Below are 15,959 nucleotides of genomic sequence, written 5' to 3' on the forward strand. Positions count from 1 at the left end.
ACAATCATGTCCACCTCCGAGCGAGAGCTTCATTTCGGCCTGATGTTCTGGGCCGGCGGCACCCATCCGGCCGGATGGCGGATGCCGGGCTCACACGCAGAAGCCCCCTTCGACATCGAGTTCCTCCAGCACGTCACCCAGATCGCCGAGCGCGCGAAGTTTGACTTCCTGTTTCTCGGCGACCGCTTGGCGAGCGACCCCGCTTTGCAGACGACCAATCCAGCCCAGATGTCCCGGCTGGAGCCGTTCGTATCGGCGGCCAGCCTGGCGGCGGCGACCTCGCACATCGGCATCGTCGTCACCGCCAATCCGACGTATTACGACCCCTACAATATCGCCCATCTGATGGCATCGCTGGATCATCTGAGCCGGGGCCGCGCGTCGTGGAATCTTGTGACCGGCGCCGACGAGATGGCCGCCGCCAACTTCAGCCGCTCCGAACATTGGGACACCGAGAAGCGCTACGACTGGGCTGACGAATTCGTCCAAGTGACAAAGGCACTGTGGGACAGTTGGGACGATGACGTCGCCGCGACCGGCGGCGCAGGTCAGCCGATCGGCCATCGCGGCCGTTTCTTTTCCATCGACGGCCCGCTGGACGTGAGGCGGCCGCCGCAGGGCCATGTCGTGATCCTCCACGCCGGCACGTCGGACCGTTCGCGCGAACTCGGCGCGCGCGATGCCGACGTGATCTTCGCCGGCCAGCCGACCATTCCGGCAGCGCAGGTTTATTATTCCGACATCAAGAACCGCGCGAAGAAATATGGCCGCGCGGAAAACGACATCGCGATCCTGCCCGGCATGACCCCGATCGTCGCACCGACGACCGAGCAAGCTGTGGCGCTCTACGATCAGCTCAACAATTTCGTCCCGCTCGACCCGGAAGATGGCGAAGTGTTCGGCGCGAAGCGATATGGCGCGCTCGGCGGCAAGGGCCGGCGCAATCTCGGCAACGTCTCGCAGATCATCGGCGTCGATGTGCGCGGCCGTCTGCCGGACGAACTCGTCGATCCGCTGGTGCTGGCCGAGGCAAACGAGGAAGGCCAGCGTATCTTCGCCGGCATCACCGAGCGCACGCGTCGCGACGTCACCGGCTCCAACCGTCTTACCTATCGCGACCTCATCATCGGCGCGACGGGCCAGGGTGGCGGCGCATTCGTCGGCAATCCGGAGGAAGTCGCCGACCATATCCAGCGCTGGTTCGAGGTGAAGGCCTGCGACGGCTTCAACATCTTTCCGGCCTATGTGCCGGATGCGGTATCGGCGTTCGCCGATCTCGTCGTGCCCGTCCTTCAGAAGCGTGGCGTCTATCGCGCTGATTATTCAGGTACGACCTTCCGCGATCATCTCAACATTCCGAAGCCGGAGAATAGCCTGCGACATCGCGCCATTCGGGCGGCCTGACTGTGACCGAAACGCTCCCTCAATCGCCGCTGATTTCGGGCCATGCGCTCGTCGATCTGCTCGTCATCGCCCCAGATACCGTGCTGCTCGATCTGGAAGGCGACACCGACAAGGCGCTCGACGGAGCCTTCGCGGTGACGATCGAGACGCATTTTGCCAGCCCTGGTGGCGGCACCAAGGGCGCCCGCCCCCTGCCCGATATCCAGACACTGCAGGAACATGTGAGTTCGTGGAGTGTCTCCGCTTCAACCCCGGTCGTCGTCTATGATGATAGCGGCGGGCTGAAAGCGGCCCGGGCCTGGTGGGTGCTGCGCTGGGCAGGCCTTACAAACGTCCGCCTGCTGGATGGAGGCATCGGCGCGGGTATCGCGGCCGGTATTCGCACCGGCGCATTCGCGCAGCCCACCGGACATGGCGATATTGTGCTCTCAGCCGGCCATCTGCCGGTACTGACCGCCGATGAAGCCGCCGACCATGCCGCTCACGCGATTCTGCTGGATGCGCGGGCCGCAGGTGCCTTCGCCGGCGATCCCCACACGAGGCAGGGCGGCCATATTCCTGGCGCAAGGCATGCACCAGCGTCAGCCAACCTCGCAGCCGATCACTCGTTTCTCAATGAACAAACACTGCGAGGCCGCTATCACGCGCTCGGGGTGGACGGCACGATACCGATCGGCGTCAGTTGCGGCAGCGGCGTATCCGCCACACACGACATTTTGGCCTTAGAGCTGATAGGCATCAGCGCGGCTTTGTTCACAGGGTCGTGGTCCGCGTGGACAGCAGACAGCCATCGGCCCGTCGCTTACGGAGACTAAGTAGCGACAAGATCGAGCCGGCATGGCTGTGCCCAGCCGGGGTCTTAAGTTTGCGCCCCGGATTTGAGAAGGGCTCATCAGACTTGACCCATAAATGCGACATTCGATGCGCGCTTGGAGCCCCTCAAAATCAGACGCTTGTTCATAATATCACGATGCGGCTTTCGCCTTTGAGGTAGATGAGGAGTGCGTCGCGACAATCAGTCGCCCTCGCCGGCGATCTGCCTTTGGGCCATCGACCCATGAATAGCGGGACAACCGGAAATGAAGCCGCCCTACATCCAGCTCATTCGAGACATAGGCGGTGCGAACATCCCACATCACTGGATATGCGTGAAAGCAAATCATCACGGCATATCGCCTGGCGCCGAGCATGTATTCGGCTTGAAACTGCGCCGATGGCGGATCCAATCGTTTCAAGGGTCGTTCTGCGACTGCGACTTCACCGCGCACGACCGTGGGACGCGGGAGAAGAGGATGGCGAGAACGACATATACGGTGGCACGCCACATCGAGGGCGGATGGAGTGTTGAAATTCACGGCCGTGTCCTTCGCTATGAAACGAGGGATGAAGCGGTCCGCTGCGCGATGATCGCAGGTAAAACCGAGACTCTTTGCGGCAATGACGGTTTGATCGCGATTGAGCGGGATGATGGCACGTTCCGCGCGGAATTTATCCACTAGTAACGGTCAACTCACTTCTCACATCCTCGGATGAAACGCGTCACGGATGACGACCATTTTCAAGCGCACACAGAGATTCAAATACCAGCCACGCGATGAACGCATGCCATGCAGAGCAAATCGGCGTAAGCTTTCGTTTACCACAAATGGGTAAATGCCCCTGACACAATCAGGGGTAGGCTTTGCACAGAAGTTTCTTTGTCGGAATTGCGTTCCTACTGGGGATGGCGAGCCTGCCAGCGCATGCCGGGCTACTCGACGGCCTCGGCACCTGTACGCTTACGGTCAACGCATCCGGCACAATGAGGCTGGCAGGCGACGGCAAAACGCTCAGCACGACGGCGACGGGCGGGCTCAGCGCGGGAATGCTCCTGGTGGGCGTCAACATCACGCCAGAGCTTGTATTCTCGGCACCAACTGTGGTCGGGCCTACGGGTTGGCCTGGATCTCCGAAAACGGAAATCTCGATAGATACGCTGAGCGGCACGCGAACAGGATTCACGAGCAACGCGATCACTGTGCGTCCCGGCGTCCTGATCGACACACTGACTTTTCAGGCCCGCGTCACCAACAACGACGGATTCAAGGCGGGCAATTACACGGTCAATACAACCGCAACCTGCCAATCGGCTACGTAGGCCGGTATCTGTCAATGCCACGGGAGTAGCCTCAACCAAGGCGGCCGAGAATCGCACTCAGAACGGGACGGATCCTGACGACCTCATCGCGATGAACCATCGACAGGCGCCCAAGGCGACGAGTGGCTTCAGGCGTCAGACGCAACCATATTCGACGCCGATCTTCGACCTCAGGCTCGCGAGCTACAAGATCAAGGGCAATGAGCCGGTCCGTCAACTCGCTCGCGCTATGAGGCTGGATGAAAAGTTGCTCCCCCAGCTCGCCAATTGTCATTCCCCCGCGCGAATCCGCTCGCATCGCCAATAGCGCCTGATGCTGCTGCGGCGTCAGGCCCTGTTGCTTGGCGGCCTGCTCGCTGAATTGAAGAAACCGGCGCAGTTCGTAACGAAACGCAGCCAAGGCTTCGTAATCCTCCTGCGGAAGGAACCCTGGTTCATCTAGCGGCATGGCGATCACGACGCTTTGGCCGAACGCCCGCGAAGGTCAACACTATCGCCCTCCGGATCATCGGAAGCTAACGACAGGTACCCAAGCGAAAGGCTCTCAATGATGCCGTCTCCGCAAAGCCACGACCGATTTCGATCGCGCAGGAGTGCCTGCGACGTCCTCGGTCAGCGTCGATTGGGCGACTAGCGCCACGATCGACAACAATCCTCCGAACAGAAAGAACATTTGCGTGAAATCGCTGGAATGAAGGAGCGAAGCCAGCAGAATAAATAAGAGGCCAGGCGCCCATCCGGGATGCAGAGTCCAACTGGCGACCTTCCAGCCCAGCCAGGCAACTGTTGCAGCGGCCAGCGCCCCACCGACGATGGCAAGCAGCGTGTGCGCCACGATCACGACCATAGCCATGGCCCTCTCCATTTTCTTAGACCGCACTTTTGCCGGTCCTTATGCAGTCAACATATGTCGGGTTACGACATATATCAAGCTAACCGCATATGCGCGGAGACGATCTGAGGCGCAATTTATCCAACGTTAAAGGATCTCGAATTAATCTCCCATTCTTTTGTCGAATATCGCGTTTTGATTACGGAATCCGTCGCTTCATGCTGCAAGCACGGCATCAGGGCGCCGGCAACAACATGTTCAACCAGCTTGGTTGCAGACGCACGCGACGAGCCGACGCATATTAACTGGCAAGACCCAGTCTCTGAAGGCGTCACAGTATAGGCCTCGTGCCGGCGCCGATTTTCCTGCTAATCGCTTTTATCAGCTCGTTCGTCGAAAGAGCGGCGACGAGTGATCGAAATACATGTTCGGAGCATCGCAGCCGAGATGATGCCATGAAAGACAGCCGCGCGAGGGCACAAGCGTCCGCGGCCCTCAGCCTTCTCGCCGTGAGCATGTTGACCAATCCCGCCGGCGTATTGGGCGCGACGACACCGGCGATCGTCACCGCTCTGGTCACGGAACTCGGCCAGACGCTGCGCAGCGCGACAATGCTCGTCGCGATCGAATTTGTGACCATGACTCTTGCGATCATGGCCGCGCCGCTTTTGCTGTGCCGGATCGGTGGCCGGGTTCTCGCCATCGCTTCCTGGATGCTGATGCTGGCCGGGCAGTTGGGCACGATTCTCAATATCCCTGTCGCCCTGGCGGTTGCGCGCGGCGCGACTGGCCTTGGCGAAGGTGCCCTTTATGGCCTCGCGCTTGCCGTGCTCGGTCGAAGCGCCAAACCGGATCGAGCCTTTGGCGTCGTCGTATTTGCAAATCAGGTCGTGAGCGCCGTTCTTCTGGCTTTCGCCGGCTGGGCACATCAACATGATCCGCGCTCCGGAATTTTACAGCTCATAACCGCCTTTCAGTTGCTCACCGGCTTTTTCATCCTGGCCATCGACCGGCAAAGGGTGAGCTCCCGCGAGCCAACTCCAGGATCGCTCGGCGGCCTGCTTGTCATTGCGCCGGCGCTCCTCGCCATATTTCTCTTCGCCGTCGCGTTCGGCACAATTTGGCCCCTGGCCGCGTCGATCGGTGAGATCAGAAATGTGCCAACCGGCGAGATCAATTCCGCGCTTGCGGTGGCAGGAATAGGGGGCATTGCTGGAGCGGCCGCAGCCGTTGCCCTCGGAAACCGCGCAGGCAGGACCATTCCCTTGCTGACGGGATCCGTGGCGATGGCGATCGCTCTAGTTGGGGTGGTCGTTGGGCCGTTGGCGATCGCTGCTCCGGCGGCCCTCTTTCTCTGGTCGTTCCTCGTTCCCTATTATCTGGGGACCATCGCGATGATGGACGGCGGCGCCCGGTTCATGGGGATCGCTGGCGCCATGCTGCCTTCCGGCATCGCCGCCGGGCAGTTTTTCGCAAGTTGTATGTCCGGAACGATCCCCAGCACATTGGGGATCTGCGCGGCGATGTTGCAGGTCGCCTCCGCGATCGCCCTTTCGTTCTACCTGTGGATGTCCAAAAGCGACGGTCGCAATCGCGCTGGCCGTTGAAGCCGGAGCGACCCAGTCCCGGACATTCAGGCCGCCTTCCCCGCTCCCCAACTTCAGACGTTCATTCATCGCACTTGATCGATCGTGACGGCGGGCATTGTGACTTTCCCGCCGGGCGGCTTTCGGGCGCGGTAGGGCGCTAGCCGACCGGCGGCTCTAGGCGGTTCGCTGCTGAAGGAACCAACGAGAAAATTATCATTGATATCCCCTCCAGGGGGATGGCAATTTGCCAAGACGGTTTTTATGGGAAGGCATGACTTCTCTCTCAGATCTGCTCGCCCAAAGTTCGGGCCACGCCTGGCTGTTTATCCCAAGCGCTATCCTTCTGGGCGCTCTCCACGGCCTTGAGCCGGGGCATTCCAAGACGATGATGGCTGCTTTCATCGTGGCTGTTCGCGGCACCGTGAAGCAGGCGATCCTCCTTGGTCTGGCAGCGACCGTTTCGCACACCGCAATTGTCTGGATCGTCGCACTCGGCGGCACCTATCTTTTCGAGGGCCTGAGCCCGGAGAAGTCCGAGCCCTATCTACAGTTCGCATCCGGCCTCCTGATCCTTGCGATTGCTCTGTGGATGCAGTGGCGGACGCGACGCGAACAACTCCATGCCCATGATCACCACCATGGCCATCATCACGACCATGACCATCATCACGATCACGGCGACCATCACCATCACGATGATCACGACCGTCACAACGACATGGAGCGGGTTCTCGACGTTTCGGACGGTGGCTATCAGGATGCTCACGAGCGTCAGCATGCAGAGGATATCCGCCGCCGGTTCGCCGGCCGCGAGGTGACGACCGGACAGATCGTCCTATTCGGCATCACGGGCGGCCTGATCCCGTGTCCCGGTGCCATTACGGTGCTGCTCCTCTGCCTTCAACTGAAGCGGCTGGTGCTCGGCTCGGTCCTCGTGCTGTGCTTCAGCATTGGCCTTGCCATCACAATGGTCGCATCCGGCGTCATCGCGGCGATGAGCGTCAAATATGCCGAGCGACATTTCTCTGGCTTTGGCTCGATCGTCCGCAAGGCGCCCTATGTCAGCGGCCTCGTCATCCTGTGCGTGGGCCTCTACGTCACCCTTATGGGCTGGCAGAGCCTTCCTCACGCTGGATGATCACACATGAGTCACGCCGCCAATCCTGACCTTCTCAACCGCCTGCGGCGCGCCAACGGACATCTCGCCGGCATCATCAAGATGGTCGAAGAGGGCGGCGACGGCCTTAAGATCGCGCAGCAGATGCAGGCGGTTGTCTCCGCGCTCGACAAGGCAAAGACCCTCATAGTGACCGATCACATCGAGCACCATCTCGAGGAGCTGATCGGCCCGCTGCCCGGGCCTGTCCGCGCCGATCTCGCGAAGCTCAGCGAGTTCGCCAAGTATCTTTGATCCGGCACCTGCTGGAACGGGCTGGAGGCCCGGGAAAGACCCGATGAAGTCGCCCTGTATCGACATATGCGCCTTTGATCGGCGCACAGGCTGGTGTCGCGGTTGCGGCCGCACCGTGCCAGAGATCCGTGCTTGGAAGAAGGCTCAACCTCATCAACTGCGCAAAATCTCGGCTGACCTCCCGCGCCGCCTTTCCAAGCTCGAAAAATCGAACGCAAGCCACGAGCAGAATGAAGCACGGGATTAGAACGACAGCTATGGAAGGCACCGCTTGATGCTTCGGATGACAGGGTCCTGTCGTGAAGCACCCGCCCATCACGCGTGATGATGAATCGTCCGAGGTGCGAAATCGGATGAACGCATTCCGCCGACAAATAGCGGGGGCATGCTGATAGCTGATCCTGCGGAGGCGCTCATGGCCAGATTTCAATACGATCCATGAACCTACGATATAAGATCAACCCGATTATGCACCCTAATCTGACATAGATCCTGTTGCTATCTCCCGGCCTGCGTTCACGAGAACAAGGACCGTAACATGGAAAAGCGATTGCTAGGACAGAGTGGCCTCGAGGTATCCGCCCTCGGCTTCGGCTGCATGGGCCTCAACTTCAGCTACGGCCACGCCCTTGCCGATGCCGACAGCGTGACGCTGATCCGCGAGGCGGTCGATCGTGGCGTCACGTTCTTCGACACGGCCGAGGTATACGGCCCGTACACCAACGAGAAGATCGTGGGTGAAGCGCTGGCCCCGGTGCGCGACAAGGTGGTGATCGCCACCAAGTTCGGCTTCAACATCGAGGATGGCAAGATGGCTGGCCTTAACAGCCGCCCCGAGCAGATCCGCAAGGTCTGCGAAGCGTCGCTCAAGAGCCTGAAGACCGACGTCATCGACCTGTTCTACCAGCATCGCGTCGACACCAACGTGCCGATCGAGGATGTCGCCGGCACGGTCCGCGACCTCATCTCCGAGGGCAAGGTCAAACATTTCGGCCTTTCCGAGCCGGGCGCCACGACTGTCCGCAAGGCGCACGCCGTGCAGCCGGTAGCCGCGCTCCAGAACGAATATTCGCTGTGGAGCCGGGGCGTCGAGACGAACGGCATTCTCGCAGCCTGCGAGGAACTGGGCATCGGACTGGTGCCGTACAGCCCGCTCGGCAAGGGATTCCTGACCGGAGCGATGGGCAAGGACAGCAAGCTCGAGGAGACTGACTTCCGCAAGCTGCTGCCGCGCTTCACGCCCGAGGCGATGGAGAAGAATCAGGCGCTGCTCGATCGGATCAAGGAGATCGCGGACGGCAAGGGCGCAACCATGGCACAGATCGCGCTCGCCTGGCTGCTCGCACAGCGCCCTTGGATCGTGCCGATCCCCGGTACCACGAAGCTGCATCGCCTCGAGGAAAATCTCGGCGCGGTCAATGTGGCCCTGACCGCCGACGATCTCGCCAGCATCGCCAAGGCGCTTGGCGAGATCGACGTCGAGGGCAATCGCTATCCGGCGCATCTCGAAGCCACCACTGGCAACTGAGATCCCGGTGCCCCGCGCATCCGCCGCCCCCTCCCCGAGGTGGATGCGCGGGGCAATTTTCACGCACCCATGAACGCCGCTCGGCTGCCGCCGGCGCAAGGGGCTCGATCATGTCCGAACAAGCCCTGATCGAGGTCGGCGCAGAAGAAATGATCACGACGAAGTCCACGGACCTCCAAGACGCGCGTCGTCACGGCTGGCGCACGCTCGCCATTCTTTCCGCCCTGATGGGCTTCGCCTCGATCTCCACCGATCTTTACCTGCCGGCGATGCCCGCTATGGCCCGCACGCTCGGCGCCGATACGGGGCAGGTCGAGTGGACGGTCTCGGGCTACCTCATCGGCTTCAGTCTGGGCCAGTTGCTCTGGGGGCCGATCGGTGATCGGTTCGGGCGTCGTCTTCCCGTTGCCATTGGCCTGGTGCTCTTCGTCATCGGCTCGACCGGGTGCGCGGCCTCGGGCGGCATCGGTGCAATGATCGCCTGGCGTATCGTCCAAGCGACCGGGGCGTGCGCCAGCGTCGTGCTGGCGCGCGCGATGGTCCGCGATCTCTATTCCGGCGATCAGGCCGCCCGGATGCTGTCCACGCTCATCATGGTGATGGCCGTCGCGCCCCTGCTCGGGCCGGTGGTGGGCGGCGAGATCCTCGCGGTCGCCGGGTGGCGGGCGATCTTCTGGGCGCTGGTCGGGTTTGGCATTCTCACGCTCGGCGCCCTGATGACCTTGCCGGAAACGCTGCCGCCCGCCGCCCGCAACCGGCAGCCAATGGGGCAGGCTTTTCAGGTCTATGGTCGTCTCCTGCGCGACAGCCGGCTGCTCGCCTTCGCCGGTGCCAGTGCGTTCCTCTATGGCGGCATGTACGCCTATGTCGCCGGCACGCCTTTCGCCTACATCAGCTATCATCATGTTCCGGCTCGCCTTTACGGCCTTCTGTTCGCGATCGGGGTTGTCGGGCTCGTCGGCGCCAACATGGTCAATGTCCGCCTCGTGGGCCGGGTCGGCGGCACGCGGCTGCTGATGGGTGGTTGTACCGCGAGCGCCGTGGCCGGCCTTGCGACCCTGCTCGCCGCCTGGAACGACTGGGGGGGTGTCTGGGGTCTGGTCGTGCCGCTATTCGTGGTCTGGGCGACGGCTGGCTTCATCGTGGCGAACTCGATTTCGGGCGCGATGGCCGATCATCCCAAAACGGCAGGAGCTGTCTCGGCGCTCGTAGGCGCCATGCAATATGGTACCGGCATCGTCGGATCGGGCCTGGTCGGCGCGCTTGCCGACGGAACGCCAAGGCCCATGGCGGCGGTGATTGCCATCTGCGGCATCGGCTGTCTGATCAGCGCTCGGCTGATCAGGCGCTGAGCGCCCTCTCAGCGCGGCGGCAGCACCCGGTAAATCAAGCGAACGACTCCCTTGTCCAGGGTCTCGGCCGACAGGAAGCTGAGCTCGACCTTTCCGGCGAGGCCGCCGTCCGTCGTCGCCACGCCCCGCGCCCCTTTGCCACCGTCCAGCGCTGGCGCGATCAGCACACTCAGAAGGTCCACGACCCCGGCGGCGAGCAGCCGTCCGTTGATTTCGCCGCCACCTTCCAGAAGCAGGCGCTGGATGCCGAAATGCTCCGACAGGGCCTCCAGCAGCGGGGCAATCGCCATGTCTTCATCCTGAGCGACGAGGTAGGAGATGCCGTCCGCCACCAACTCGGCCAGATGGGCATCGGAAACTTCGCTCCCGAGCAGAACGATCACGTGATCGCCGCCGATATTATCCGCCGAGAAATGCAGCTTGCCTGAACGGTCGAGGGCGACAGCATAGCTGTCCGCCGTGCGGGCGATATGGACGGGGCGCTCGGCGGCCCGAGACTGTGCCGGCGGATGCGGCTCCGCCTTGCTCATCTCCGACATCGTGACGCGCCCGACCAGCCACGCGTCGCCGGCGAGCTCGGCATGGATGTGCTCGTACAGCGCCGACCAGTCCTTGCGCTCGCCATCGGGGCTGCTCGTGTATCGGCTGGGATGCAGCCCGCCATCGATCGAGCCCATCATGTGACAGATGACTTCCGGCTTCATGCTCATGTCCTTCAAACGCCAAGACGACCTCTGCGCCTCCAAAGGGAGGCGCAGAGGCCGCATTTCTTCACACGGAGACGATCAGGGTTTCACCATGACCTTGATGGCTTCGCGTGCATCCATCGCCCGGTAGCCGTCCGGCACCGCGTCGAGCCCGATCGTGCGATCGAAAACTCGGCCCGGTTCGATCCGGCCCTCCATGATGTCGGGCAGGAGCTCGTCGATATAGGCACGCACCGGGGCCGGACCGCCGGCGATGCCGACATTATGATAGAAGAACGGACCCGCGACCTCGACCGGCCCATAATGGGGTACGCCGACCCGGCCGATCCTGCCGCCCGGACGAACGATGCCGAGGCTGGTCGTGATCGACCCCTCATTGCCGACGCATTCGAGCACCGACTGGACGCCGAAGCCGCCGGTCAGCGCCTTGACGCGCTCGATCGCCTCGTCGCCGCGTTCGGCGACGACATCCGTGGCACCGAACGCCCTGGCGAGATCGGTACGGACCGCATGACGGCCCATGATGATGATCTGCTCGGCACCGAGACGCTTGGCGGCAATCACGCCGCACAGGCCGACCGCACCGTCACCGAGCACGGCAACCGTGTGACCCTGCTTCACGCCTGCCGTCACGGCGGCATGATGACCGGTGCCCATCACGTCCGAGAGCGTGAGGAGCGACGGCATCAGCGCGTCGTCCTCACCGACTTCGAGCGGATAGAGCGTGCCGTCCGCCTGCGGCACCCGCAACGCCTCGGCCTGCGCGCCGCCGGCATCGCCACCGACCCCGAAGAACCCGCCATGGACGCACGAGGTGTTGAGCCCCTCGTCGCAGAACAGGCAGCTCCCGTCGGAGAAGGCGAAAGGCATGATGACGACCTGGCCTGGCTTGATCTTGCGGACCTCGCTGCCGACCGCGACGACGACGCCGATCGCTTCGTGACCCATCTTCCGGCCACCAGGTACGGCGTCGGGCTCCATGTCATTATAGGGCCACAGGTCGCTGCCGCAGATGCACGCGCGCGTGACGCGGATCAGCGCATCGGTTGGCTTTTGGATGGTGGCATCGGGGATATTCTCGACCCGCACGTCGCGGGCCTTGTGCATGATTGTCGCAAGCATCGGGTGTGTCCTGATGATGGGAGGAAGGGTTCAGGCGTCCGTGCCGAACCAGAATGTCGCGGTCGTACCGCCGTCCATGAGGAAGTCGCTCCCGGTGATGAAGGCGCCATCGCGTCCCATCAGGAGGGCGCCAACCGTGCCGATCTCGTCCGGTGTTCCGGCGCGCTTGGCGACGGAGCTTTCGATCATGCGCCGATAGCCTTCGCCACGCGGGCCGTTCAGCTCGTCATTGGCAAGCGGTGTGATGATGATACCGGGGCTGATCGAATTGATCCGGCCGCCGCGCTTGCCCCAGCGTACCGCTTCGGCGGCGACGCGCAGCACATTGCCGCGCTTGGAGAGCTGGTAAGCGTGGAGCGTATCCTTCACCTCACCCGGTTGCAGGAAGGGCAGATTCAGCAGTTCGTCGACCGGGGTGACGGCCAGCGCCTTATTCTGCTCGACCGAAAGCGGGGGAAGCCGATACCCGGACTGCGAGGAGATGACGACGCCCGACCCGCCCGGCGCAATCACCGCGCCGAAGGTCTCAAGCAGAAGCGCCGTGCCGTAGAGATCGACCTTGAGGATCGTTTCGATCGGCGCCTGGGACGGTGACACGCCTGCGGCTTGGATCAGCCCCGTGACCGGCCCCAGCCCGGCGGCTGTCGCGACCAGCGACTCGACCGAGGTGCGTTGCGAGACATCGACGCTGGCGGTTTCCACATCGAACCCGGCATCGCTAAGTGTCTTGGCGGCAGCCTGGGCATTATCTTCCCGCAGGTCGGCAAGAAGGATCTTCTTGCCGGCACTCACCCGGCGGGCAATCGCTTGCCCAATCGAGCCGGAACCCACGATCACGATCACGTCACTCATGGTCTGTCCTTTCAATTTTGGTTAGGCGTCCGCATCGACGAATGCTTTGCGCAGCACGGGAATGGCCGTGTTGGCGGTGGGCCAGCCGCTGTAGAAGGCAAGGTGCGTGACCAGTTCGACCAGTTCCTCGCGCGTCACGCCATTGGCAAGTGCACGGGCGACATGGCCGGGAAGCTCATTGTGACGATAGCCCGAGACAAGGGCTGCCACGGTGACGAGGCTACGGTCTCGCGGGCTGAGACCCGGACGCTCCCACACCTCGCCGAACAGCACGCGATCCGAAAGATCGGCAAGGCCGGGCGCGATGTCGCCATAGGCCTTCTGTGCAGGGCTCTGCGCGTCGGCCATCAGGCGGCGCTCCCCTGATATTGGTCGTCCGACACCTTCTCCATCCAGTCGACGGCCTTGCCGTCGAGCATCTCGCAGATGGCGACGTGCGTCATCGAGCGGTCGGGCGAGGCACCGTGCCAGTGCTTCTCGCCGGGCTCGATCCAGACCTTGTCGCCGGTGCGGATCTCCTGGACCTCACCGCCCCAGCGGCCGACACGCCCGATCCCATCGGTGACGAGCAGGGTCTGCCCGAGCGGATGGGTATGCCATGCGGTTCGCGCGCCCGGCTGGAAGGTCACGGTGGCGCCGCTTAGATTGCCACTGCCGCAGAAGGGGCATTCGATCTGTACGTCGCCGGTGAAATAGTCGGCAGGACCGGCTGCGGGCGCCTGGCTGCCATTGCGGGTGATGTCCATCTGAGGCTCCTTTGATAGGAACCATGTAATCCAGCGATCTATGCCGGATTAGTAGCATATGGCGGCTTGTTACTATATCGGTGGTTCATAGATGAAACGGGAACATTTGACCGAGCTCGCTGCGTTCGCAGTCCTCGCAGAGGAGTGCAATTTCACGCGCGCCGCCGCAAAACTCGGCACCTCTCAATCGGCGCTGAGCCATACGATAAAGCGTTTGGAAGAACGACTGGGCGTCCGCCTATTAACCCGTACGACGCGGAAGGTTGCGCCCACCGATGCCGGCGAAAGGCTGCTGGGCACTTTGCGCCCGGCCCTCGACAGTATCGAGGTGCAACTCGCCGATCTGAGCGAGTTTCGCGAAAAGCCTGCAGGAACCGTCCGAATCACTACATCTCGGCATGCGGCCAATCTCGTGCTTTGGCCGGCGATCCAACGTCTTATCCCCGAATATCCCGACGTCCATGTCGAGCTGAGCATCGATTCTGCGCTTGCCGACATCGTGGGAGACCGTTTCGACGCGGGCGTCAGACTGGGCGAAGCGATCGCCAAGGACATGATCGCGCTGCGAATCGGTCCCGACCTGCGCATGTTGATCGTGGGCTCGCCCGATTATCTAGCCGCGCACGGAATTCCCAAAACGCCACAAGATCTTGCAGCACACCAATGCATCAACCTGCGGCTCAACACGGCCGGCGGCCTCTACGCCTGGGAGCTCGAGCGGAAGGGACGGGAGGTCAAGGTTCGGGTCGAGGGCCAACTGGCGTTCAACGACACCGACATGATCATGAAGGCGGCGGAGGCCGGAATGGGCCTCGGCTTTCTGATGGAGGACCAAGTGCGTTGCGCCGTCGCTGCGGGGCGGCTCGTGGCGGTCATGGAAGATTGGTGTCCGAGCTTCCCTGGCTATCATCTCTATTATCCGAGCCGTCGCCAGGCATCACCAGCCTTTCGGATCTTCGTCGATGCCCTCCGTAGTTCGTCTGGACCCCGACATCACGATCGCTCGTGAGCAATGTCGGGTTCGAGGTGATCTGGTACGGCTCTAGGAGTCTGGCCTCCCAAAAGACTTTTAGTCCGCTTTCAGGCTCTCCAAGAATGCTGACGAACGACCAGGACTGGTCGGAAGCCGCCGCGAACGCGACGACCCAGATTCGCGATTCAAAGCGCTCCCCGCCGCCCCCTACTTCAGCCATCCATTCATCTTTGGCGCGACGAGAGAAAGAGGTCACCACTACCAAAATGCCGGACGGCACAAGATCCGTCCCTTCCGAATATTCGCTTGAGGTATACAAGCTATCGAAAGCCGACATTCGCGCCCGCCTACTTGCGCTACACGGACGAAGCAGTGAAGTTGCAGATCGTGGTAAGTCTCTACGTCGCCATCACCGATCGCAGCTGGTTCGAGCTGCTCAGCCGGGAACGGCCCGACGAGGTCAATTTCTGGCAACCGAGCGGCAAGCGCAATTTCGGAGCAATCTCGGTTGGCGAAATGTTCCTTTTCAAGCTTCACGCACCAGACGACCACATCGTCGGCGGGGGCGTCTTCAGTCACGCCTCTAACGTTCCCCTGTCGCTTGCCTGGGAAGCCTTCGGCATCAAGAACGGCGTTACCTCGCTCCCTGACATGCGCCGGCGTATCGCCCGCTACCGTCGCGATGACTCATTGCTCGATCCTCGCACAGATCCGCCAGTCGGCTGCCGCATCCTGACCCAACCGTTCTTCTGGCCGCGCGAACAATGGCTGCCGGTGCCTCAGAGCTTCGCGCGCAACATCGTCACCGGCAAACGCTATGCGACCGGGGAGGTCGAAGGCCGCTATCTCTGGGATGCGGTCGCCGATCGGGCCGGGCTGCCGGTCATCGACCGTCAATCAACCGAGCGCTACGGCACACCACAGATAATGCGGCCGCGGTTGGGTCAAGGGGCGTTCCGCCTTGCCGTCACCGATGCCTATGAACGACGCTGCGCCGTCTCGGGCGAAAAGACGCTCCCTATTCTCGATGCGGCGCACATCCGCAGCTATGGTGAAGGCGGCGACCATGATCCCGCCAACGGCCTCTTGCTGCGCACCGACATCCACCGCCTGTTCGATCTCGGCTATGTCACCGTCTCAGGCGATCATCGCTTCGAGGTGAGCCACCGGCTCAAAGCCGACTTCGATAATGGTCGGCATTACTACGACCTGCATGGGGCCGAAGTACGCGGTCCGCAACGCGGCTATGCGCCGCCCGCCGCCGACATGCTCGCCTGGCACCGCGAGCATCGCTATCTCGGATGAG

At 62.4% G+C, this 15,959-nt stretch carries 19 protein-coding genes; 12 read left to right on the forward strand and 7 right to left on the reverse strand.

What is annotated here, in order from left to right; translation table 11 throughout:
* The first annotated feature begins 6 nt into the window (after positions 1-6).
* The 4 genes from HL653_RS05780 to HL653_RS05795 all read left to right on the forward strand — a co-directional run bounded on the left by HL653_RS05780 (position 7) and on the right by HL653_RS05795 (position 3,541).
* Entirely contained in the window at positions 7-1,404 is a 1,398-nt protein-coding gene (locus HL653_RS05780) for an NtaA/DmoA family FMN-dependent monooxygenase (protein WP_171743675.1), read from the forward strand.
* Between the two features lie 2 nt (positions 1,405-1,406).
* Positions 1,407-2,219, forward strand: a complete 813-nt coding sequence (locus HL653_RS05785) for a sulfurtransferase (RefSeq protein WP_171743676.1) — start codon at positions 1,407-1,409, stop codon at positions 2,217-2,219.
* A 264-nt stretch (positions 2,220-2,483) separates the two neighbouring features.
* Positions 2,484-2,903, forward strand: coding sequence for a hypothetical protein (locus HL653_RS05790; RefSeq protein ID WP_171743677.1), 420 nt, complete (start codon positions 2,484-2,486; stop codon positions 2,901-2,903).
* 182 nt (positions 2,904-3,085) lie between these two features.
* Positions 3,086-3,541: a hypothetical protein gene (locus HL653_RS05795; protein ID WP_171743678.1), complete on the forward strand. Its 456-nt coding sequence runs from the start codon at positions 3,086-3,088 to the stop codon at positions 3,539-3,541.
* A 31-nt stretch (positions 3,542-3,572) separates the two neighbouring features.
* Here HL653_RS05795 and HL653_RS05800 read toward each other — a convergent pair whose 3' ends face one another.
* Positions 3,573-3,989 (reverse strand): MarR family winged helix-turn-helix transcriptional regulator, encoded by a 417-nt coding sequence (locus HL653_RS05800; RefSeq protein ID WP_171746801.1) that lies wholly within the window; start codon positions 3,987-3,989, stop codon positions 3,573-3,575.
* A 96-nt stretch (positions 3,990-4,085) separates the two neighbouring features.
* Positions 4,086-4,394: a hypothetical protein gene (locus HL653_RS05805; protein ID WP_171743679.1), complete on the reverse strand. Its 309-nt coding sequence runs from the start codon at positions 4,392-4,394 to the stop codon at positions 4,086-4,088.
* Positions 4,395-4,720: 326 nt separating this feature from the next.
* Between HL653_RS05805 and HL653_RS05810 the strand changes: the two genes are divergently transcribed.
* The 6 genes from HL653_RS05810 to HL653_RS05835 all read left to right on the forward strand — a co-directional run bounded on the left by HL653_RS05810 (position 4,721) and on the right by HL653_RS05835 (position 10,253).
* A complete protein-coding gene (locus HL653_RS05810; protein ID WP_171743680.1) occupies positions 4,721-5,980 on the forward strand; it encodes an MFS transporter in 1,260 nt (419 codons plus the stop codon).
* A 253-nt stretch (positions 5,981-6,233) separates the two neighbouring features.
* Positions 6,234-7,100: a nickel/cobalt efflux transporter gene (locus HL653_RS05815; RefSeq protein ID WP_171743681.1), complete on the forward strand. Its 867-nt coding sequence runs from the start codon at positions 6,234-6,236 to the stop codon at positions 7,098-7,100.
* Between the two features lie 6 nt (positions 7,101-7,106).
* Positions 7,107-7,373: a metal-sensing transcriptional repressor gene (locus HL653_RS05820; RefSeq protein ID WP_171743682.1), complete on the forward strand. Its 267-nt coding sequence runs from the start codon at positions 7,107-7,109 to the stop codon at positions 7,371-7,373.
* A gap of 43 nt (positions 7,374-7,416) precedes the next feature.
* Complete coding sequence (locus HL653_RS05825; RefSeq protein ID WP_171743683.1) at positions 7,417-7,620, forward strand: DUF1289 domain-containing protein; 204 nt, start codon at positions 7,417-7,419, stop codon at positions 7,618-7,620.
* Between the two features lie 291 nt (positions 7,621-7,911).
* Positions 7,912-8,901: an aldo/keto reductase gene (locus HL653_RS05830; protein WP_171743684.1), complete on the forward strand. Its 990-nt coding sequence runs from the start codon at positions 7,912-7,914 to the stop codon at positions 8,899-8,901.
* A 110-nt stretch (positions 8,902-9,011) separates the two neighbouring features.
* Positions 9,012-10,253, forward strand: coding sequence for a multidrug effflux MFS transporter (locus tag HL653_RS05835; protein WP_253717580.1), 1,242 nt, complete (start codon positions 9,012-9,014; stop codon positions 10,251-10,253).
* 8 nt (positions 10,254-10,261) lie between these two features.
* On the opposite strand, the gene HL653_RS05840 is transcribed toward HL653_RS05835, so the two are convergent.
* The 5 genes from HL653_RS05840 to HL653_RS05860 all read right to left on the reverse strand — a co-directional run bounded on the left by HL653_RS05840 (position 10,262) and on the right by HL653_RS05860 (position 13,680).
* Positions 10,262-10,957 (reverse strand): dihydrofolate reductase family protein, encoded by a 696-nt coding sequence (locus tag HL653_RS05840; RefSeq protein WP_171743685.1) that lies wholly within the window; start codon positions 10,955-10,957, stop codon positions 10,262-10,264.
* Positions 10,958-11,038: 81 nt separating this feature from the next.
* Complete coding sequence (locus HL653_RS05845) at positions 11,039-12,082, reverse strand: zinc-dependent alcohol dehydrogenase family protein (protein WP_171743686.1); 1,044 nt, start codon at positions 12,080-12,082, stop codon at positions 11,039-11,041.
* Between the two features lie 30 nt (positions 12,083-12,112).
* The gene (locus HL653_RS05850; protein WP_171743687.1) at positions 12,113-12,934 is read right to left on the reverse strand and encodes an SDR family oxidoreductase; all 822 of its coding nucleotides are present in this window, start codon (positions 12,932-12,934) and stop codon (positions 12,113-12,115) included.
* A 21-nt stretch (positions 12,935-12,955) separates the two neighbouring features.
* The gene (locus HL653_RS05855) at positions 12,956-13,282 is read right to left on the reverse strand and encodes a carboxymuconolactone decarboxylase family protein (RefSeq protein ID WP_171743688.1); all 327 of its coding nucleotides are present in this window, start codon (positions 13,280-13,282) and stop codon (positions 12,956-12,958) included.
* Entirely contained in the window at positions 13,282-13,680 is a 399-nt protein-coding gene (locus HL653_RS05860) for a cupin domain-containing protein (RefSeq protein WP_171743689.1), read from the reverse strand. Before HL653_RS05860 ends, HL653_RS05855 begins: the two co-directional genes overlap by 1 nt.
* Positions 13,681-13,771: 91 nt before the next feature.
* Here HL653_RS05860 and HL653_RS05865 point away from each other — a divergent pair, with 91 nt between their 5' ends.
* Together HL653_RS05865 and HL653_RS05870 are read left to right on the forward strand one after the other, a co-directional pair.
* Complete coding sequence (locus HL653_RS05865) at positions 13,772-14,689, forward strand: LysR family transcriptional regulator (RefSeq protein ID WP_171743690.1); 918 nt, start codon at positions 13,772-13,774, stop codon at positions 14,687-14,689.
* 336 nt (positions 14,690-15,025) lie between these two features.
* Positions 15,026-15,958: an HNH endonuclease gene (locus HL653_RS05870; protein WP_216599956.1), complete on the forward strand. Its 933-nt coding sequence runs from the start codon at positions 15,026-15,028 to the stop codon at positions 15,956-15,958.
* Position 15,959 lies beyond the last annotated feature (1 nt).

Source organism: Sphingomonas sp. AP4-R1, from assembly GCF_013113735.1.
Lineage (GTDB): Bacteria > Pseudomonadota > Alphaproteobacteria > Sphingomonadales > Sphingomonadaceae > Sphingomonas_I.